The sequence below is a fragment of the Oceanobacillus sp. Castelsardo genome (assembly GCF_001659985.1).
In the GTDB taxonomy this organism is placed as follows: domain Bacteria; phylum Bacillota; class Bacilli; order Bacillales; family Amphibacillaceae; genus Oceanobacillus.
In genome coordinates this window covers 91,259-112,634 of the sequence record NZ_LYCS01000007.1, presented here as the reverse complement: position 1 = coordinate 112,634, position 21,376 = coordinate 91,259, and the positions used below count along the sequence as shown (strand labels likewise).

23 protein-coding genes are annotated in these 21,376 nt (G+C 35.4%); 2 read left to right on the top strand and 21 right to left on the bottom strand.

What is annotated here, in order from left to right; translation table 11 throughout:
- Nucleotides 1-62 precede the first annotated feature (62 nt).
- The 3 genes from rplI to A9178_RS13015 all read right to left on the bottom strand — a co-directional run bounded on the left by rplI (nt 63) and on the right by A9178_RS13015 (nt 3,565).
- Nucleotides 63-509 (bottom strand): 50S ribosomal protein L9, encoded by a 447-nt coding sequence (rplI, locus tag A9178_RS13025; RefSeq protein WP_068675997.1) that lies wholly within the window; start codon nt 507-509, stop codon nt 63-65.
- On the bottom strand, nt 506-2,479 hold the full coding sequence (locus A9178_RS13020) for a DHH family phosphoesterase (protein WP_068675995.1): 1,974 nt from the start codon (nt 2,477-2,479) through the stop codon (nt 506-508). The genes rplI and A9178_RS13020 overlap by 4 nt, the downstream gene beginning before the upstream one ends.
- Nucleotides 2,480-2,620: 141 nt before the next feature.
- The gene (locus A9178_RS13015) at nt 2,621-3,565 is read right to left on the bottom strand and encodes a YybS family protein (protein WP_068675992.1); all 945 of its coding nucleotides are present in this window, start codon (nt 3,563-3,565) and stop codon (nt 2,621-2,623) included.
- A gap of 310 nt (nt 3,566-3,875) precedes the next feature.
- Here A9178_RS13015 and A9178_RS13010 point away from each other — a divergent pair, with 310 nt between their 5' ends.
- Nucleotides 3,876-4,358 carry a DUF1189 family protein gene (locus tag A9178_RS13010; protein ID WP_068675990.1) on the top strand — a complete coding sequence of 161 codons (483 nt, stop codon included), beginning with the start codon at nt 3,876-3,878 and terminating at the stop codon, nt 4,356-4,358.
- Nucleotides 4,359-4,441: 83 nt separating this feature from the next.
- Here A9178_RS13010 and rpsR read toward each other — a convergent pair whose 3' ends face one another.
- From rpsR to A9178_RS12980, 6 genes are all read right to left on the bottom strand, one after another.
- The gene (gene rpsR, locus A9178_RS13005; RefSeq protein WP_068675988.1) at nt 4,442-4,672 is read right to left on the bottom strand and encodes a 30S ribosomal protein S18; all 231 of its coding nucleotides are present in this window, start codon (nt 4,670-4,672) and stop codon (nt 4,442-4,444) included.
- 47 nt (nt 4,673-4,719) lie between these two features.
- Nucleotides 4,720-5,211 (bottom strand): single-stranded DNA-binding protein, encoded by a 492-nt coding sequence (gene ssb, locus A9178_RS13000; RefSeq protein WP_068675986.1) that lies wholly within the window; start codon nt 5,209-5,211, stop codon nt 4,720-4,722.
- An 18-nt stretch (nt 5,212-5,229) separates the two neighbouring features.
- A complete protein-coding gene (gene rpsF, locus A9178_RS12995) occupies nt 5,230-5,517 on the bottom strand; it encodes a 30S ribosomal protein S6 (protein ID WP_068675984.1) in 288 nt (95 codons plus the stop codon).
- Between the two features lie 178 nt (nt 5,518-5,695).
- Nucleotides 5,696-6,796, bottom strand: a complete 1,101-nt coding sequence (ychF, locus tag A9178_RS12990) for a redox-regulated ATPase YchF (protein WP_068675982.1) — start codon at nt 6,794-6,796, stop codon at nt 5,696-5,698.
- A gap of 326 nt (nt 6,797-7,122) precedes the next feature.
- Entirely contained in the window at nt 7,123-7,323 is a 201-nt protein-coding gene (locus tag A9178_RS12985; protein ID WP_068675980.1) for a DUF951 domain-containing protein, read from the bottom strand.
- 232 nt (nt 7,324-7,555) lie between these two features.
- Nucleotides 7,556-8,587, bottom strand: coding sequence for a YkvI family membrane protein (locus tag A9178_RS12980; RefSeq protein WP_068675978.1), 1,032 nt, complete (start codon nt 8,585-8,587; stop codon nt 7,556-7,558).
- Between the two features lie 87 nt (nt 8,588-8,674).
- On the opposite strand from A9178_RS12980, the gene yyaC reads away from it, so the two are divergent.
- A complete protein-coding gene (gene yyaC / locus A9178_RS12975) occupies nt 8,675-9,295 on the top strand; it encodes a spore protease YyaC (RefSeq protein WP_068675976.1) in 621 nt (206 codons plus the stop codon).
- A 352-nt stretch (nt 9,296-9,647) separates the two neighbouring features.
- Here the strand turns inward: yyaC and A9178_RS12970 are convergent, their stop codons facing one another.
- The 12 genes from A9178_RS12970 to yidC form a co-directional block, all read right to left on the bottom strand.
- Nucleotides 9,648-10,352 (bottom strand): DUF554 domain-containing protein, encoded by a 705-nt coding sequence (locus A9178_RS12970; protein WP_068675974.1) that lies wholly within the window; start codon nt 10,350-10,352, stop codon nt 9,648-9,650.
- A gap of 336 nt (nt 10,353-10,688) precedes the next feature.
- Nucleotides 10,689-11,528 carry a ParB/RepB/Spo0J family partition protein gene (locus A9178_RS12965; protein WP_068675972.1) on the bottom strand — a complete coding sequence of 280 codons (840 nt, stop codon included), beginning with the start codon at nt 11,526-11,528 and terminating at the stop codon, nt 10,689-10,691.
- Nucleotides 11,509-12,282, bottom strand: a complete 774-nt coding sequence (locus A9178_RS12960) for a ParA family protein (protein WP_068675970.1) — start codon at nt 12,280-12,282, stop codon at nt 11,509-11,511. The genes A9178_RS12965 and A9178_RS12960 overlap by 20 nt, the downstream gene beginning before the upstream one ends.
- A gap of 260 nt (nt 12,283-12,542) precedes the next feature.
- On the bottom strand, nt 12,543-13,400 hold the full coding sequence (gene noc / locus A9178_RS12955; protein WP_068675968.1) for a nucleoid occlusion protein: 858 nt from the start codon (nt 13,398-13,400) through the stop codon (nt 12,543-12,545).
- Nucleotides 13,401-13,779: 379 nt separating this feature from the next.
- Nucleotides 13,780-14,493, bottom strand: coding sequence for a 16S rRNA (guanine(527)-N(7))-methyltransferase RsmG (gene rsmG, locus A9178_RS12950; RefSeq protein WP_068675966.1), 714 nt, complete (start codon nt 14,491-14,493; stop codon nt 13,780-13,782).
- Nucleotides 14,494-14,694: 201 nt separating this feature from the next.
- A complete protein-coding gene (gene mnmG, locus A9178_RS12945) occupies nt 14,695-16,581 on the bottom strand; it encodes a tRNA uridine-5-carboxymethylaminomethyl(34) synthesis enzyme MnmG (protein WP_068675964.1) in 1,887 nt (628 codons plus the stop codon).
- Between the two features lie 181 nt (nt 16,582-16,762).
- On the bottom strand, nt 16,763-18,139 hold the full coding sequence (gene mnmE, locus A9178_RS12940) for a tRNA uridine-5-carboxymethylaminomethyl(34) synthesis GTPase MnmE (protein WP_068676104.1): 1,377 nt from the start codon (nt 18,137-18,139) through the stop codon (nt 16,763-16,765).
- Between the two features lie 934 nt (nt 18,140-19,073).
- Nucleotides 19,074-19,322 (bottom strand): alpha/beta-type small acid-soluble spore protein, encoded by a 249-nt coding sequence (locus A9178_RS12935; RefSeq protein WP_068675962.1) that lies wholly within the window; start codon nt 19,320-19,322, stop codon nt 19,074-19,076.
- 25 nt (nt 19,323-19,347) lie between these two features.
- Entirely contained in the window at nt 19,348-19,530 is a 183-nt protein-coding gene (locus A9178_RS12930; protein WP_068675960.1) for a YozQ family protein, read from the bottom strand.
- Nucleotides 19,523-19,801 (bottom strand): hypothetical protein, encoded by a 279-nt coding sequence (locus A9178_RS12925; protein WP_068675958.1) that lies wholly within the window; start codon nt 19,799-19,801, stop codon nt 19,523-19,525. Before A9178_RS12925 ends, A9178_RS12930 begins: the two co-directional genes overlap by 8 nt.
- 151 nt (nt 19,802-19,952) lie before the next feature.
- A complete protein-coding gene (jag, locus tag A9178_RS12920) occupies nt 19,953-20,570 on the bottom strand; it encodes an RNA-binding cell elongation regulator Jag/EloR (protein WP_068675956.1) in 618 nt (205 codons plus the stop codon).
- Nucleotides 20,567-21,346 (bottom strand): membrane protein insertase YidC, encoded by a 780-nt coding sequence (yidC, locus tag A9178_RS12915; protein ID WP_068675954.1) that lies wholly within the window; start codon nt 21,344-21,346, stop codon nt 20,567-20,569. Before yidC ends, jag begins: the two co-directional genes overlap by 4 nt.
- Nucleotides 21,347-21,376: the final 30 nt, after the last annotated feature.

The following is a 21,376-nucleotide window of genomic DNA, read 5'->3' as shown; positions in this document are numbered from 1 at the left end:
GGAAGGTAATGTGTTTCAAGAACAGAAGAAATCGGCAATACGCCGATTTCCCTTTTTTCATTTTATTGTTCTGCAACGTGCACTTTAATCGTTCCAGATACTTCTTGATGTAATTTTACTGGAACATTCGTGTATCCTAAAGAGCGGATTGGTTGGTTTAACTCAATTTTCCTTTTATCGATTTGATATCCATAATTTTTATTTAAAACATCTGCAATTTGTTTACTTGTGATAGAACCAAATAATCTACCACCTTCACCTGATTTAGCCTTAATTTCTACTGTTAAATTCTCGATTTTCTCTTTTAATTCCACTGCATCATCTTTCTCCTGTTGTTCTAGTGCAGCATCCTTTTTCTTTTTCGCTTCTAATGCTTTTAAATTACCGGAAGTTGCTTCTTCAGCTAGGTTATTTTTTAATAGGAAATTACGTGCATAACCGTCTGAAACATTTTTTACGTCCCCTTTTTTACCTTTTCCTTTAACATCTTTAAGAAATATTACTCTCATTTTGATTCTCTCCCCTCTAAATATTCCATTATAATATCTTTTAAAAACTCGGTAGCATCATCTATTGTTGTATCTTCTATCTGAGTTGCCGCATTCGTTAAATGACCGCCACCATTCATTTTTTCCATAATAACTTGTACATTCACTTTCCCTAATGACCTGGCACTTATTCCTATTCTACCGTCATCCCGTTCTGATATGACAAAGGAAGCAGTAATGCCTGTCATCGTAAGTAAAGTATCAGCAGTTTGTGCGATTAACACAGGGCCATATACTTCCCCTGACTCTGCTTTTGCTATAGCTATATTATCGTTGAAAATCTCGGCACGTTCAATTAACTTAGCACGTCTTACATATAAATCAATGTCTTCTTTCATAAATTGTTGGACGAGGACAGTATCAGCTCCTCTTGATCGTAAATAAGATGCTGCATCAAATGTTCGTGATCCTGTTCTTAATGTAAAGCTCTTCGTATCAACAATAATTCCAGCTAATAGGGCTGTCGCTTCCACCATTTTTAATTTCAAACTCTTTGGTTGATATTCTAATAACTCCGTAACTAACTCGGCAGTAGAAGAGGCATAAGGCTCCATATAAACTAATGTCGGATTTCCGATAAAGTCTTCTCCTCTTCGGTGATGATCAATCACCACAGTATTGTCCGTTTTATTTAAAAGACTGGCATCAGCTACCATAGATGGCTTATGCGTATCTACCACAACAATAAGACTTTGGCTTGTTATAATCTCCTCTGCCTCAAATGGCTCTATAAAATGTTGCCACAGTTCTTCATCGTCTTTTAAGGCATCTATTAAACGATGAACTCCAGTATCTACATCATTTGGATCGAATATGATATAACCTTTTGCATCGTTCGCTTTAGCAATATTTAAAATGCCGATTGCAGAACCTAATGAATCCATATCCGGAGATTTATGGCCCATAATAATAACATTATCACTCGTTTTTACAAGCTCCGTTAATGCATGGGAAATAACTCTAGCCCTAACTCGTGTCCGCTTTTCCATTGGATTTGTTTTTCCGCCATAAAAACGAACTTTCCCAGACTCATCTTTAATGGCAACTTGGTCACCACCACGACCTAAAGCAAGGTCTAAGCAAGATTGTGCTAACTTACCTAATTCAGGTAAAGGAAGATTACCTGTCCCTACACCTATGCTTAAGGTAACAGGATTATTCTGTTCCCCTATTAGCTCACGAACGACATCTAAAATATCAAATTTAACCTTTTCTAACTGTTGTAATATTTCTTTCGTTCCAACTGCTAAAAAACGTTCCTGTGATGTACGTTTTAAATAAAGACCATATTCATTAGCCCAATTATTTAATACCGATGTTACTTCAGAGTTCAACTGGCTTTTAGCCGTATCATCCATGTTCTGAGTGATTTCCTCGTAATTATCTAAAAAGATAACAGCTAAAATCGTTTGATCATTTTCATATTTAGCTTTTAATTCCACCTGCGTCGTTCGATCAAAAAAGTATAATAACTTTTCTTCTTTACGTATGATAGTGAGAAACTTTAATTCATTTAACTCTACCAAAATTTCTTCTTTATCCTCTTTTATCATAGGGATTAATTGTTCAGAAATGATATTCAACGATTCTCCTACGATAGAGTCTTTCTCACTTAATTTATTCATATATGGATTAGACCATTCAATATCGTACTCGTCGTTAAATAGTATAATTCCAAAAGGCATTTCAAGAAGTGCCTCTTCCCCTACCTTCTTGACCCGATGGGAAATCGTTGAAATATACGCTTCCGTTTTATCTATCATCGTTTTTTCCGTCCGAATGGAATAGTATAGGGAAGCTATGAGTAATATGGTCATAAAAACACCTAACACCCACTCGTAATACCAAATCAATACGAGCAGTATTACGGATAACGTATAGATTACCCATAAATGCTTGCTAAGTGTAGGTTTCTTTTGGATATTCGGCATAAATTTCAACTCCTATAAGGGGTTGTTCAAAAAATCCGGTAAAAATGACACTTCGACGTTTCTAGTTGGCGATAGCGGATTTAGCCGACCTTGGTCCTTTTTATCCTTCTTTTTGAACACGCACTTTAAAGCACCTGTCTTTTATTTTTTCCTCATCAAGCGTTCCCTCATATTAAAACCAATATCAAATATACCTATAATTCGTACGATAGTTAAAAATATGATAGGAAGTAACACCGTAAGTATAACACTCAAAATTGGTATAAATTTTGGTAATTTCTTATGATGTGTGTAATAAAAAATAAAGGAAAAACCTTGTATCGCTAATAAGAAACTAAGTACCACATTCGCATTTTGGATGATTAAATATACAATACCGGATGTGTCTAGTTCGAAAAGGGAAAAAATAATTACAATCAAATACAGCCCAAGTATGCTTGTAGGAAAACGCAACGTACGAAATGGAGGGAAATACAAATCCTCCTTCTCTATTCTATTTATCAGCTTATAACTAATCCATTGGCTAATGAAAGCTAACAGGAATGCCGTTGCGATTAGAAGCACTGGTAGAATAACGACAAAGTACTGTATTTGCATTTCCATTAATTCCTGAAACTGTTCTGTTTGGCCTTGTATCCCTACACTTTCAAGAATGGCCGTGCTCATTTCTACAGATTCAGAAACCATGGTACGTAATTCCGCCATGAAGTTAACTTGGAAAAGGACTTGAATCGCTACAAAAAGTAATAACAATCCAATTACAAAGCCGAATGCACCTCTTGCTAATGTTTCATATGCGGATAAGTTTCGATAGATTGCACTACCAATTATAATTCCGCCGATCCCCATCACGATAGGTACTGCTAAAGTGAAAACAGATGTAAACAATACAGTAAATATAATAGCCAATACCCAAATTAATAAGGACGGTTTCCAGTTATATTTTGCTGCATAAAGAACAAAAGGAACTGGCAACAAAAATACACTTATCATCGATAAAAACGGAACAAAGATAGTAATAAATAATAGCACCATATAGATGGCTATCATTAATGTTCCATCCGTTATTTTTTTAGATTGATTCATTATAGCACCTCAAATAATCTTCTATAAAGGGAAATTCGCCTATTCAATAGTCCTATATATAATAACATACACTACTGAATTTGTTGTCTAATTAGAGGGGAAATATAACCGTTTCATTTTTATTCTTCTTTTAAATCCTACATTCCATTATAACGCAAAAACCCTATTACTTTAAATGTTACATTTTGTAAATAGCATAATCACTATGTTAGGAAAATATTACATGTAAATAAAGAGGTTATATACGATTTTAACGAAGAAATCTACTATAATATAGCTATCATTAATTTATAGAATAGGAATGAACTTCATGAATTTCTGGAATGTATTTTTAAATAGTATAAAGCTTCCAAATAAAAAGGCCATGTTTCAACTTAATCGGGTGGGATTAGACATTGCTATCTTTTATATATTATTTATATTACTCATTACTTCCATTCCATCTTTCATCCACAATTTAACCGACTTAGATAGCTTTGGATCAGATATGAATATCGTTTTTACACTAATCTATTTTTTTATTTTTTATTATCTCCCACTAACGATTATAGTGTTTGGGGTAATCTTTCTTACGTCATACGTTGGAAAAATAGTTTCAAAAATAGTAAATAGAAAACTTCATTACTCCTTATTATGGAAAATTACTGCATTTACCATTACTATCCCATTTCTTCTATACACCATTATTTCCATATTTTTCACAGTAAATGACAGTTATTTATTGATAGCCTTTATTTATTCAATCGTTCTTTTATGTAGAATGATATTACACTATCCAAGAAAGAGAAATTAAAGTTGATTGCTGCCTTCCTTATGGCAAAGTTTCCTAAACGAAATAAAACCTCTAATCATGTTATTGATTAGAGGTTTTTTTGATCAATCCGCAACGTATGGTAATAAAGCCATTTGACGAGCGCGTTTGATTGCTCTTGTTAATTTACGTTGGTATTTTGCAGATGTTCCAGTTACACGACGAGGAAGAATCTTTCCACGTTCAGAAATGAAACGTCTTAATAAGTCAACGTCTTTATAATCGATGTGTGTAATTCCGTTAGCTGTAAAGAAACAAACTTTACGGCGCTTAGCACGACCACGACGAGCTGCCATGTAGAACACTCCTTCCGTTAAATTCATTCATTCTAAAATGCGATCCTTTAGAATGGTAAATCATCATCTGATATATCAATCGGCTCCCCATTATTACTGAATGGGTCCTCTTGTTGATTTTGGTTTGGTTGAAACTGATTATGATTAGGCTGAAATTGGTTCTGATTTTGATTCTGATTCTGTTGAAACCCTGGTGCACTTTGTCCTCCCATGGAAGAACCTTTTGATTCTAAGAACTGTATACTTTCAGCTAAAATTTCTGTTACATATACAGTTTTACCATCCTGACCATCATAACTACGTGTTTGTACGCGGCCATCTACCCCAACCATACTTCCTTTTTTCATATAGTTAGCTAGATTCTCAGCTTGTCGGCGCCATGCAACACAATTAATAAAGTCAGCTTCACGATTTCCTTGTTGATTCGTAAAAGGGCGATTCACCGCTACAGTAAAGTTAGCAACAGCAACCCCAGTTGGTGTATAACGTAAATCAGGATCCCTCGTTAATCTGCCTACTAATACGACACGATTTAACATCAGAACCACTCCTTATTATTAATCATCTTCTCGAACTGCCATATGACGAATAATATCATCACTAAATTTAGCTAAACGATCGAATTCATTAACTGATTTCTCGTCACCACTAAAGTTAATCAAGACATAATATCCATCACGATAGTCTTCAATTTCATAAGCTAGGCGTTTTTTACCTACTTCTTGAACTTTTTCAATCTCCGCCCCATTGTCAGTTAAAACAGTGTTGAAACGCTCAACTAAACCTTTTTGAGCTTCCTCTTCCATGTCTGGGCGGATGATGTACATGATTTCATATTTTCTCATCCGTTACACCTCCTTTTGGTCTTAGCGGCCCTCTTTGTTCAAAAAAGGGCAAGGAGCAATTTTCGACTAATTACTCACAATGATGTATTATATCAAACTTTTTTATAAAAGACAAGTATTCGAGAGATCCTAATTTATGTTACGTATTATTCTTAAGGGGAAGTTCAAGCATTTAAAATTAAACATTAAAGCGGAAATGGATGACATCCCCATCTTGAACCAAATATTCCTTACCTTCTAAGCGGACTTTTCCTTTTTCTCTTGCATGTCCCATAGTACCCGCTTCTAAAAGGTCTTCATAAGAAACAGTTTCAGCACGAATGAACCCACGTTCAAAATCAGAATGAATAATTCCAGCTGCTTGTGGTGCTTTAATTCCTTTTCTAAAAGTCCATGCACGAACTTCTTGTTCACCTGCAGTAAAGTATGTTGCAAGTCCTAATAGACTATAGGAAGCTTTAATCAATTTATCCAAACCAGACTCACTGATGCCTAATTCTTCAAGGAACATTTCTTTTTCTTCTTGCTCTAATTCTGAAATTTCCTCTTCAATTCTTGCACAAATGACGATTACCTCTGCATTTTCTTTAGCAGCATAATCTCTTACTAATTGTACATTTTTATTAGAATCGGCATCTGCCACCTCATCTTCGCTAACATTTGCTACGTAAAGAATTGGTTTACTTGTTAATAGATGTAATCCTTTTACAATTTTCCATTGTTCTTCACCAAACTCTAATGCTCGAGCTGGTTTTTCTTCTTCTAAACCAACTTTTAATTTAGCAAGAACATCGAATTCTGCTAAAGCATCTTTATCTTTTTGTTTTGCTAGCTTCTCAACACGTTGATAACGTTTGTTCACCGTTTCAAGATCCGCTAATATTAATTCTAAGTTAATCACTTCAATATCATCAATTGGATCTACTTTACCTGATACATGGGTAATATTTTCATCTTCAAAACAACGAACAACTTGGCAAATAGCATCCACTTGACGGATATGTGAAAGAAATTGGTTTCCTAGTCCTTCTCCTTTACTAGCACCCTTTACAATACCTGCAATATCAGTAAATTCAAAAGTGGTCGGTACGGTTTTCTTTGGTTTCACCAATTCCGTTAATTTATTTAAACGCTCATCAGGAACTTCTACAATTCCTACGTTCGGATCAATAGTAGCAAATGGATAGTTTGCTGCTTCTGCCCCTGCTTGCGTTATTGCATTAAATAATGTCGATTTCCCCACATTTGGTAGTCCCACGATTCCTGCTGTTAATGCCATTAAAATTCCACTCCTTAAGGATTCTTTCATATCGCAGATTTTTACGGTGGGACTCCCATTACTCGCTCCACCGTAAAAATCTGCATAAGTGCAACTAAAGCATTCGCCCAAAGGCTCGGCGAACGCCAAGTTTTCTAAGAACGCGTTCGATAATCTAATTATAGATTATTAGTACGAAGAAAGACAAATAAACAAAAAGCAAAAACAGGCATGATACCTATACCTATTTTTGCTTTATTTACCTGACGATTTATAATTTTTCACTCTTATACTATGCTATTTTATCATTTTAGTAAGATTATCGTCTATCTAAAACAATCTCTTCCTTATTCTGTTTCTGCTCTTTCTAGCACTTTTTTCATTTTTTTCGTAAACTCTCTTCTTGGGAGCATCACGCTATGTCCACAACCTAAACATTTAATTCGAATATCCATGCCCATACGAATGATTTTCCATTTATTTTCTCCACATGGATGAGGCTTCTTCATTTGTACTACATCATTTAATCCGAATTCTTTTTCTACCAATTGAGCCACTCCTTTTCTTAGAAAACTTGGCATTCGCTAATTGGGTTTGGTGAATGCCTTGTGTTTCACTTATACACGTACATTATTTCTTACCTGCCAATGAATGTGATTCTGCTAAATACATAGAAGTAAGGCTTACGTCATGACATACGAAGCCTTACTTTTCTTATTACTGGTTTTTTTCTATTATATTTATTATAACTTAAAACGAATGGAAATGCTCATCGATTTATTATCGTATTTTATTTCGCTTATCCCTTCTATGCCATAACGGGAATAACAACAATCGTGTTAAAACATATAGATTTAAAATACCATATATTGGATATAAGACACTGATTAATTGAGAGAATCCGAAAGTTGTAAGGGGAATCATAAGTAAAAGTGTTACGATAACAAGTAAAGAAAATGGTTGGTTAAAATACTCTTGTATACGTGTCACAATGCCTAACACACCAGACGCAGCAGTTGTTAAAATAGCAAACCAAAGCATAAGAGACATAAACACTAAAATTTCAAACGGATAGTCTTTCAGTATGGCAAACAATGGAATTTCATATAATAAAATCACATCTGCAATTTGAATAAGACTATTGTTATAAATGTAAGAGATGGCACCTAATATCACTCCACTACCGATGCTTGCAATATAAATTTCCCCTTTTGTTTTCACCTTATCCCCTACCGCACCAAGTACTGCTATTAAAGGTAAAATATTTAGTGCGGTAAACGGAAAGGCCGCTGTCCAGTTTCGTTGCTCATGCCAATGTGAGAACAAGTTCAAATCTTGATCCATGATAAACTTCATTAAAATAAAAACTAAACCACCTAATAAAATGGGTAGGATGAATAGATTAATAGAAAGCAAACCATTTATATTTTTTATAAATAATAAAATTAGAGCTATCACCATGATGACAATTCCCCACCATTTGGAAAAGTTAAAGGCTTGTCCTGTAGCCCCACTTCCAGCAATCATCACGACAGTGACGGAAAACAAATAGAAAAAGATCATAATATCATAGAACTTTGTTAAACGTATTCCGACAATATCCTTTAAAACTGGTAAATATTGAGTAGACTCATGATGGTAACTAACATACATAATGACCGCACAGCAAATGGTAAAAAAGATAGCAAACAAAAGAATGGCTAGTCCACTTTCATGGCCAAAAAACTGCCAAAGTTCCCTTCCCGACGCATACCCCGCCCCAATTGTTGTTCCGATGATCAAAAACATCCACTTTATGCCTGCTTTTATCATTTAATATCCTCCAATATTTAAATAATCCATGTATAGAAAAATAAAAATTTCCGTATACTATACCAATATGATTTTGGAGGATAAGCTATGAGTCTAAAAAGACGATTTAGTAATTTAAATGAAAATTTCCGTATGTTATATACGGATCCGTCCTTAAATATAAGAATGAGTGAAAAAATCATGTCTTGGATGCCAGAGATTCCTCGTGATTATGTCATAGTATGTATTGGCACGGATCGTTCGACAGGCGATTCATTGGGGCCGCTAACTGGAACCTTCTTAAAAGAATTAAAACCGAAACATATGACGGTATATGGAACATTACATCAACCGGTTCATGCAACTAATCTCCATGAAACAATGGAAATGATTATGGAGAAACATAAAAATCCCTACATTATCGCGATTGACGCCTGCTTAGGGAAAAATAGTTCCATAGGACATTTAATTGCTGCTAAAGGGCCGCTAAAGCCAGGAGCTGCATTAAATAAAACCCTTCCTCAAGTTGGTGACATGCATATTACTGCTGTTGTTAATATTGGTGGCTTTATGGAATATTCAGTATTACAGAATACAAGACTATCGTTTGTCATGGATATGGCAAGACAGTTGGCTAGTATTTTAGATTATATTGACCATAATTTGAAACACCACTACCCCATGTCCATTGTATTAAGAAGTAATTCAGAAGAAAAACGAACAATATAAGGTGAAAGCTTCAAACCATGGCAAGATTCGACATACAAGATGTAGTGCTGGCGTTACAATACGACATTGCGCTTATAGCCGACCATCTGATTACCTGCAATAAATCCACAAATACAGAACTAATTTAGACAAAAAGATACACGAATGATGGGGGTAACCTAGAACGTGTATCTTTTTTATAATTTATCCCGCATTAACTGACTGTAAGACCCCCACTTCAAGAATTCGTAAAGATAACAGGAATTGTAAGTGGGGGATCAACAGCCAGTAAAAGCCCGATTCGTTCAACTAACAATAAGTGGGGGTTGAGAAGAAAACCCCCACTTATTGAAGTTTCACTTTATTTTATTTACTAAAGTAACTGATATATGTAAAATATGACAACCACAGAAACAATGGACGGTAGTAGATTCCCAATTCTTATTTGGGTAATTTTTAGCATGTTTAATCCAATCGCTACAATCATTAACCCTCCGACCGCAGTTAATTCTGTAATTAGCCCATTCAAAAATGCCTCTGGTAAAAACCTTTCTATTTGGGTAGCAAATAATGCAATGAGTCCTTGATATAATACGACAGGAACAACGGAGAATATAACTCCAAGTCCAAGCGTTGTCGTTAAAACTAAAGAAGTAAAACCATCTAATATCCCTTTTGTAATTAATACTTCATGATCATTTCTAATTCCACCATCTAATGCACCAATGATACCCATCGCTCCAATACAAAAAATTAACGTGGCTGTAACAAATCCTTGTGAAACACTTATTTCATCATTTTTTGTTGTAAATTTACTTCCTAGCCAATTTCCAAATCTATTGAGCCATTCTTCTACATTAATTAATTCACCTAAAATTCCACCAGTTAATAAACTTAGTAGAACCACAATAATCTGCTCAGTGGAAAAGGCCATCTGCAACCCTATCAAAATGACAGCTAGTCCAATTCCTTGCATAACCGTTTCTTTCATTCTTTCTGGAATCTTCGTGAAAAACAAACCTATAATAGACCCCAGAATAATGAGCCCTCCATTAACTAAAGTACCAAATAACGCCATTCTCCCTACATCCCCTATTTCTTAAAGAATTTTTATTTATGAAGAACTAACACGTAAAAAGAGTTACTTTTGTATTTTTTGTTAGTTTTCCACTATTAAAGAATAACAAATTGTTTCACGTGGAACAATTTGTCTTTAAAAACCGGATTCAGTGCCGGTGTTTCAAAAATCAGAAAACTAGGGCATTCGCCAAATCTTATGGCAATGCCCTAGTTGCACTTATGCAGATCTTTACGGTGGGGCAAGTAACCGGAGCCCCAGACAGAAAAGATTTTATTCTTTCCTTACTGCCAAAATAGGCTGATGTCTTACACCAGCCCCTACATCCATCACATATTATTTTTCTAACAACTCAATAATTCTTTCTAGATCGTCATCTGTATAAAATTCTATTTCAATTTTGCCTTTACGTTTCCCTCGATGAATGGATACAGCTGTGCCTAGGTGATCGCGTAAAACGGATTCCCTCTCTGCAAGAAATATATCTTTTTTGGGATTTCCCTTCTTCTTAACTGGCTGTCTTTCATTTAAAGAAGAAATTAATCTTTCAACTTGTCTTACATTTAATTTCTCACTTCTTATTTTATTAACTAACGGAGTCAATTGTTCTTTATCTTTTAGACCAAGCAATGCCCTACCGTGTCCCATGGAGAGCTCTCCGTTGTTAATGTATGCAACAATGGTTTCTGGTAATGATAATAAACGGACCAAATTAGCAATATGAGATCTACTTTTACCTAATCGCTTGGATAATTCCTCTTGAGTGATTCGAAGTTCATTCATTAGATTAGAATAGGCCTCAGCTTCCTCAATTGGCGTTAAATCTTCCCGCTGTAAATTTTCCAATAAAGCAAGTTCCATCATTTTTTCATCCGTTAGTTCTTTAATGATGGCAGGTATTTTCTCTAATCCAGCCTCTTTTGCAGCCCGGTATCGTCTTTCCCCTACTACAATTTCAAAGCCTTTAATACTTTGACGTACAATGATTGGCTGAAGAATACCGTGTTGAATGATCGACTCTTTTAGCTCCTCTATTGCATCAGCATGAAACGTTTTTCTAGGCTGATACGGATTTGGCCTACACTCTTTAATAGCTATCTCCTGAACGGAAGCTTTACTTGCATCTTCGACTTCTGGGAATAATGCACTTATACCTTTACCCAACCCTTTCGCCACTAGCCATCACTTCCTTTGCTAATTCAAGATATACTTCTGCTCCTTTTGACTTTGGATCATACGTAATAATTGGTTGCCCATGACTAGGTGCTTCACCTAAACGGACATTTCTTGGAATGATCGTTTGATATACCTTATCTTGGAAGTACTTCTTAACCTCTTCGATTACTTGAAGCCCCAAGTTTGTTCGGGCATCCAACATCGTTAAAAGTACTCCTTCAATCATTAGTGATTTATTTAAATGTTTTTGAACTAATCGAATCGTATTCAATAATTGACTTAAACCTTCCAACGCATAATACTCACATTGAACCGGAATAATGATTGTATCTGAAGCAGTTAAAGCATTTAAAGTTAGTAAACCTAAAGAAGGAGGGCAATCTATTATTATATAGTCATAAGAATCCTTTATACTTTCTAATGCTCTTTTTAAACGAATTTCCCTAGAGATGACTGGAACGAGTTCAATTTCAGCTCCAGCTAGTTGAATAGTAGCTGGGATTAAATCTAAATTATTTACACCCGTTGAAATGATAACATCTTCAGCTTCCAAATCATCAACAAGAACATTATATATACAATGACTAACATCTGCTTTATTAACGCCTACTCCACTTGTTGCATTCCCTTGTGGATCTGTATCAATCAATAATACTCTATTTCCTAAGTGAGCAAGACACGCACTTAAATTAACTGATGAAGTTGTTTTTCCTACGCCACCTTTTTGATTAGCGATGGACATTATTTTCCCCATGTTGACACCTTCCTAAAACTATATACTGTATATTTTATCACTCTTTCTATTAAAACGGTTATTTTATTAACATATTTTTCATATTAATATAATTAGCAAATACTTTCCTTCCTACTGTTAGCTAATCTTATTACTTGGGACGTTAAGTTTCAGCTATATGGAACTACTTTTTGCTAAAAATTGATATATATATTTGTTTTAAGTAGATAAATACCCACCTTATTAATGTAAGATGGGTTAGGTTCAAAAATGTATAATTGCTATTTCTTTTTCGGTATTTTTACAGTTATTTGATAGTACTCATCAAATTCCTTTTCATCAGATTCTACATCCACACCCGTTTTGGTAACCATGCTCAATGATTGACGAATGGTGTTCATCGCAATACGGATATCTTTATTAATTCCCTTTAATTTCGGACGTTTCTTTTTTGGTTCCTTCGGTTCTTGCATTTTGGCAACTCGTTCTTCTGTTTGCTTCACATTTAATTCATTTTCAATAATAAATTGTAAAACTTCATTTTGCTTTTCTTCATCTTTGAGTTTAATTAATGCTCTAGCATGTCGTTCAGTAATTAATTTATTCAATAAAGCGTCTTGCACCTCTTTTGGAAGTTTTAAAAGACGCAATTTATTAGCAATGGTAGATTGATTTTTTCCAAGCCTTTGTGCCAACGCTTCTTGGGTTAAGGAATGCATTTCTAATAATTTAGAGTATGCGAAGGCTTCCTCAATTACGGTTAATTCTTCACGCTGCAAGTTCTCAATTAAAGCAACTGAAGCCGTTTCTGTATCAGTCATTTCACGTATAATAGCAGAAATTGTTTCCCAACCTAATGATTGAACAGCTCTCCATCTTCTCTCACCAGCAATTATTTCATATTGATCATTTTCATATTTTCTAACAACAATCGGTTGTATCATCCCATGTGTATGAATCGTTTGCGCTAATTCCTGTATTTTTTCATTATCAAAAATAGACCTTGGCTGATAACGGTTTGGTATTATATCCTTTACAGGAAGTTGAATCACTTCATCCGACTGGTAAGATTCCTCATCTGTGTCTTTGGAAGATGTTTTATCGCCCAATCCAAAAAACCGATTAAAAGGATGCACCACATTTGACACCACCTTAAGTTCTATAAGACTAGTATTTTATCTATGTAAAAAATTGTTTCACGTGAAACAATTTGTTTTAAATATATATAGTAGTTTCATAATAATAAATATTCAGTATATGACACTAATTATAAACGACTAGATTGATATTAATCTCACATTCTATTTTACCATATATAGACTTGGAAAAGCATCAAAAAGTTACTCTAGAATAAAGTAGGCATTCGCCAAGCCTTTTGGCAAATGCCCGGTTGTACATATGCAGGTTAAGAAGTTTATGTTTGTTAATTTTGTTCCTGAATAGGATAGTATAAAAATTTAGCTTATTATTATATCTTGTCTCAAGGAAGGCCACGTCCGGATCCAGCGCCTTTGCTCACTATAATGGCATTTTATTTGGTGTGCCAGGTTTTCTTGGATATTTATTTGGAGTTTTCCTTTTCTTATGAATCATAACGATGTTTCGTTCACTTTCCTCTTCTGGAAGTAAGAATGTATGGGATTCCTCTACCTCTCCACCTAATAAATCAATAGCTTTCTTCGCATCCGATAATTCATCCGTTGCTTGTGCGCCCTTCATCGCGATAAATGTTCCGCCCTTTTTAACCAATGGCAGACAAAGTTCACTTAATACTGACATGCGAGCAACAGCTCTAGCGGTAACAATATCGAATGATTCCCTATGATCCTTATTTTTTCCAAATGCTTCGGCACGATCATGGTAAAACGCTACATTTGTTAGGTTAAGTTGTGCTGCTAGATGATTTAAAAATCCAATCCGTTTTTGTAATGAATCAACAATGGTCACCTTTATATTTGGAAAGACAATTTTCAAAGGAATACTTGGAAAACCAGCTCCCGCTCCAACGTCACATAAAGTTTGTTCCTTTGTAAAATCGTAGAAAAAACTTGCAGAAATAGAATCATAAAAATGTTTTAAATAAACATCTTCTTCACTTGTTAGTGCAGTTAAATTAATTTTTTCATTCCATTCCACAAGGATTTTATAATAATCGGCAAATTGATCTAGTTGTTTTTCTGTTAATTCAATTCCCTTTTCCTTTAACGCTTCTTGAAATTGTTCTGGGTTCATAGAGTAATAAACTCCCTTATTATACTTTTTTGAATCCATCTAAAAAGATTATGTAAAGAGGCTGAGACATAAATATTTTAACCACATAAAGTCCAAACATGATTGAATGAATAATCACTCCGGAAATATACTTCGCTTAGATAGCACATTGATCATCTTTATAGTTAAACACTATAGTTTTGTCTCAGCCTCAAATTTCAATTAATTAGCAACTCTCGCTATATGTCCTTGCTCAATATACACAAGTAAAATAGAAATATCTGCCGGGTTCACCCCAGAAACTCGTGATGCTTGGCCAATAGACAATGGTTGGATTCTCTTAAGCTTCTGTCTAGCTTCTGTTGCTAAACCACTAATAGCATCATAATCAATGTTTTCTGGAATCTTCTTATCTTCCATTTTTAGCATACGTCCTACCTGTTCGATTGCCTTTTTAATATACCCTTCATATTTAACTTGAATACCTACTTGATCTTTAATTTCATCATTTATTTCAGGGTTAGGTTCAATCATCCCTTCAATATCTTCATATTCAAGTTCCGGTCTTTTCAATAGATCATATGCTTTTGTCGGCTCTTTTAATGGAGATGCTCCGGCTTCACTCATAATTTGTAAAACCGTTTCAGTTGGTTTAATCGTTACGGTTTTCAAACGAGCTTTCTCTTCTTCTATGAAACGTTTTTTATTAAGGAAATTTTGATAACGTTCTTCTGAAATTAAACCAATTTCATACCCGATATCTGTTAAACGTAGGTCTGCATTGTCATGTCTTAGTAATAAACGATATTCTGCACGAGATGTCAATAAACGATAAGGTTCATTCGTTCCCTTCGTAACAAGGTCATCAATCATAACCCCGATATAACCTTGTGATCTATCTAAAATAACGGACTCTTTGCCAAATACCTTTCTAACTGCATTAATACCAGCCATAATCCCTTGACCAGCCGCTTCTTCATATCCGGAAGTACCATTAATTTGTCCAGCTGTGAATAATCCTGGAATTGTCTTCGTTTCAAGTGTTGGCCATAATTGTGTTGGGACAACGGCATCATATTCAATCGCATAGCCAGGACGCATGATTTCCGCATTTTCTAAGCCAGGAACAGAACGAACGATTTGATGCTGAATTGCCTCTGGTAAGGAAGTAGACAACCCTTGTACATAAACCTCTTCTGTATTTCTTCCTTCCGGCTCAAGGAACACTTGATGACGTGGCTTATCATTAAAACGAACAATTTTATCCTCAATGGATGGGCAATAACGTGGACCAGTCCCTCTCTTAGCTCCTGAGTACATCGCTGATAAACCTAAATTATCATTAATTACTTGATGAGTAAATTCATTCGTATAGGTTAACCAACATGGAACTTGCTCAACCAAATTTTCCTTTGTTTCATATGAAAAGTATTTAGGGTTTTCATCACCCGGTTGAATCTCCGTTTTGGAGTAATCAATAGTATGATGGTTAACACGTGGTGGTGTTCCAGTTTTGAATCGGACTAGTTCCAATCCTAGCGCTTCTAAATTACTTGATAATTTAAGAGATGGACGTTGGTTATTTGGGCCACTTTCATATTCAAGGTCTCCCATCAACACTTTACCGCGCATGTATGTTCCGGTAGTTAAAATAACTGCATCAGCATAGTAAGCAGCATGCGATTCTGTAATAACCCCTTTACATACTCCGTCTTCAACAATGATTTCCTCCACCATTGCCTGACGAACCGTTAAATTCTTTTCATTTTCAATTAACTTCTTCATTTCACTACTATATAAAGCTTTATCCGCTTGTGCTCGCAATGCCTGTACAGCAGGGCCCTTCCCTGTATTAAGCATACGCATTTGAATATATGTTTGATCAATCATTTTCCCCATGATTCCACCTAGGGCGTCTACTTCACGAACAACGATACCTTTTGCAGGACCCCCAATGGATGGATTACATGGCATAAAAGCAATCATATCTAAATTAAGTGTGAGCATTAATGTCTTTGCTCCCATTCGTGCTGCCGCAACACCAGCTTCTACCCCAGCATGCCCAGCACCTACAACGATGACATCATAGTGTCCTGCATTGTATGTCATATGTTTCATCCTCTCTATTAATGTGTGTTAAAAAGTCCGGTGAAAATGACACTTCGCATTTCTTCGTTGGCTTGCTTTTCCGTTCCTCACGTATTAACTGCATACGTTCCAGTACTCAAAGCTACGCCGCCTCGAACTGCTCGGTCCTTTTCATCCTCCTTTTTGAACAACCTTTATTATTTTATTTTCCTAAACAAAATTGTGAGAATAACTGATCAATTAAACTATCACTAGCCGTATCACCAATAATTTCACCAAGAAATTCCCATGTTCTTGTCACATCTATTTGAACAATATCTAAAGGCATCCCAAGTTCAATGCCTTCCATCGCATCTTCCAAAGCCTTTTTAGCTTGATTTAAAAGTTGTATATGTCGAACATTGGAGACATACGTCATATCGCCAGTATCAATTTCACCAGAGAAGAACGTATTGGCAATAGCCTTTTCCAATTCGTCGATACCTTCCTCTTGTAATAAAGAAGTAGTAACCATTGGTCTGCCATTAGCAAATTCTCTTACCTTTTCCAGATCCAGTTTTTTCTCTAAGTCTGTTTTATTTACAATCACAATATATTCTAGACCCTTTACCGCTTCAAATAAATGAATATCTTCCTCTGAGAGTTCTTCATTATAATTCAAAACAAATAAAATGAGGTCTGATTCCTTCAATACTTGTCTGGAACGTTCCACACCAATTCGTTCAACAATATCTTCTGTCTCCCGGATACCAGCCGTATCAATTAATCGTAATGGAACCCCTCTTACATTTACATATTCTTCTATAATATCGCGGGTCGTACCCGGAATTTCTGTAACGATTGCTTTATTTTCTTGTACAAGTGTATTCATTAAAGAAGATTTTCCTACGTTCGGCCTACCTATAATAGCAGTTCCAAGACCTTCACGTAAAATTTTCCCTTGTTTTGCCACTTGCAATAGATTTTCTATTTCAGCATGAACTTCTTTCGACTTTGTTCGCATCATTTCATGCGACATTTCTTCCACATCATCATATTCTGGATAGTCAATATTCACTTCAACATGCGCAACCGTTTCAAGCAAGTCTTGTCTTAAACGTTGAATAAGACCTGATAATCTACCATCCATTTGTTTTAGTGCGACATTCATCGCCTTATCTGTTTTAGCACGAATTAAATCCATTACCGCTTCCGCCTGAGATAAGTCAATACGACCATTTAAAAATGCCCTCTTCGTAAACTCACCTGGTTCAGCAAGTCTAGCACCATTCGACAATAATATATCTAATATACGATTAACCGCCACCATACCACCATGGCAATTGATTTCTACTACATCTTCGCGAGTAAATGTCTTAGGCGCACGCATGATGGAAACCATCACTTCATCCACTAATTCATTCGTTTCCGGATTGATGATTTTTCCATAATTAATCGTATGCGAATCCACATTCAATAAATCTTTTCCTTTAAATACTTTAGCCGTTATTTGAACTGCTTCTTTCCCACTTAATCTAACAATCGCAATCGCCCCTTCACCTATCGGGGTTGATATTGCCGTAATTGTTTCTGTCTCCATCAATGACCTTCACCTCCAACATTTTCTTCTCCACACTAATCTATATAATTAACATTAAATTTTTCAGTTACTAACATAATAGGATAACACATTTATTCAAAAGAATAAACTTATCCACAACAACAAGTATAACCAAAAAACAACAAACGGGTTATCAACATGTGGATAATGTTCTAGACACCTAATTATAACGCTGGATATAAAATTATCAACTATATATTTTTTCCATGAAAAAGCTTTTATTTCTGTCCACCAATAATGGGGCAATTGAAAAAGGGAGGAAAGATAATAAAATTACGTTTCCACTGTCCCTCTACTTCAAGTTCCATCTTCATATCATTATGAAGTCAATTTATCCGAAGAAGTAGAAGGCAGCACGGTGATCGTAAACATGTAACCTAATTCACTAGCAGACTGTGCAGGTTTAAAACAACTTGGGATCATCCCAAAAGGATTATCAAAATGGTGTAAGCCCCAGAGTATATTCGTGACAATGAATTCCGTAAACTAAACTTAGAACTAGAGGAAATAGAAAATTAAATAGTGGTGAGTTGCTATAGTGATGATTCTTTCCATGTATTTATGCATTCATCGCATCCCTGGGTTGCGCAAACGGTGATTATTTCCATTCATTCCGGTACTCATTACCCCTATGAGTTGCGCAACCGCGATTATTTCCATCCTTTCCGGTACTCATTACCCCTATGAGTTGCGCAACGATGATTATTTCCATCCTTTCCGGCACTCATTACCCCTATGAGTTGCGCAACGATGATTATTTCCATCCTTTCCGGCACTCATTACCCCTATGAGTTGCGCAACGATGATTATTTCCATCCTTTCCGGTACTCATTACCTCATGAGTTGCAAAAAACAATACAATGTTATCATCCCATAGAAATAAGCTCTGCAATTGTTTTGCAGAGCTTTAATCTCATTTATTTAATTCATTTTTTGCCATTTGAATCATTTCTTTAACCATATTTCCACCGATATTTCCGCCAATCTTTCCTGCATCTTTAGCTTTTATATTTCCGTTATACCCTTTACTTAGCGGGATACCGTGTTCTTTAGCAACCTCGTATTTAGCTTGATTAGGGTTATTCGCATTTGTTACTTTTGCTTTTAATTGATCAAGGCCTTTTCGGGCTTCGGGGATAAGAATTTTATTTCGATTTGCCATTTTCTTCTCCTTTTTCTCTTAAAAGTTACTCTCGTGGTAGCTTTTCGTCCAGACTATTTGCGCCCTCTCCAATTGTCCCTTCCATATAGGCATCGGAAACTTGTTCATGGGTTTCTGCCATCCCTTTTGAAGTCTGTTCATTACGATAGTAGTCCGAATGTTGATATGTCTTATCTCCTACTGATTTTGTTTTATTCCTTTTAGGCATGTCCAGTCCCTCCAAATTCTATTGTATTTAAAATGTTAGAGAGGTCATCTAATAATAAATCCATTTCCTCTTGTTCTAACATGACAGGTATTTGATCATTAACTGTAAGCATGAAGTTGTCTTGATGTTTTGCCAAGTATTCACGTAATTGAATAAGTTGAGTTAATGACAATTCAGAACCTGTTTCCATACTTTTCACTTGTGTTAAATAAAAATTATTACTTCCCTCTGGGAATTCCCCACTAAATATTTCTCCTGTATACTGCTCCATAAAAAAACCCCTTTTTCCATTAGTCATTATGCATAGTATTCGATTTATCTCGCATATGCATTCATAATCGAAAAAGGAATTTGATATTAATTTATGCTATTTTTCATTTTTTAAACAAAAAAAACCTTGGAGGGCCTCCAAGGTTTTAATCTTAAGATGGTTTAATTACAATGTGTCGATGTGGCTCTTGTCCATCGGAATAAGTGGAAACTTCAGGGATATTTTGTAGTACACTATGGATTATCTTCCGCTCAAAAGCTGGCATTGGCTCTAGGGCCACTTTTGATTTGGTGCGAATCACTTTATTTGCCGTTCTTGAAGCTAAGGATTCTAACGTTTCCCTTCTTCTTTCCCGATAGCCTTCCGCATCTAATGTCACAGTATAATATATTTTACTATGTTTATTAATGACAAGACGAACTAAATATTGAAGGGCATTTAAGGTTTGACCTCGTTTTCCAATAATAATGGCAATGTTTTCCCCATTTAACTCGAATGTGACATGTTTCCCATCTACTGTTGTATGGATGTCAACATCTAGATTCATGTTCGTTGTCCATTGTTTAATATAATTTTCAGCCTCTTCAATTGGACTAGGTAACATTTCCACTTTTACAATAGCAGGTTTTGCGCCAAAAATACCCAATATTCCCTTCTTGCCTTCATCAATGATGGTAATTTCCACCTGGTCTTTCGTGGTGTTTAACTGCTCTAAAGCTGATTGGACCGCTTCTTCAACCGTTTGTCCACTAGCAGTTATTTCTTTCACTTTTTAACTCCTCCACTATCATTGTTACTCATCAATGGTTTATTGATAAGAATAGTTTGGAAAATCATAAAGATATTACCAGTCGCCCAATATAATGCTAATGCAGCCGGGAACATGAATGCCATAACCGTAATCATAATTGGCATGACATATAGCATCATTTTCATCTGCATTGCAACTTGTGGGTTAGAGTTTGCAGATGTATTCGTTGACATCATTAACTTCGATTGGAAAAAGGTAAAGATACCTGTTATAAATGGCAAAATATAATCTGGTGATCCCAGTTCAAACCATAAAAAGCTGTAATTACTTATTTCAGAAGTACGAACAATTGCATGATACATACCAATTAAGATCGGCATCTGAACGATAATTGGTAAACAACCTGCAAGCGGATTTACATTATGCTCTTGCATCAACTTCATTGTTTCCTGTTGAAGTTTTTGTTGTGTATTCGCATCCTTAGAGCTATATTTTTTCTGAATTTCCTGTAATTTAGGTTGAACTTCCTGCATTGCTCTTGAACTTTTGATTTGCTTTACACTTAAAGGCAATATCAAAAGTCTAAGGAAAACAGTAACAATAATAATAGAAAGTCCATAACTATTATTAAATAGTTGAGCTATTTTTATAATTACCCATGAAAGTGGATAAACAATAATCTCATTCCATAGTCCTTCACTTTCTGACGTTATCGGTTGATCATATTCCGTACAGCCGGAAAGTAATACGATCAATCCAATAAAGGCCAGAAGTAATAAATACTTCTTGCGCACTTTTTTTCCTCCTCTGCCAAAAACACGGTT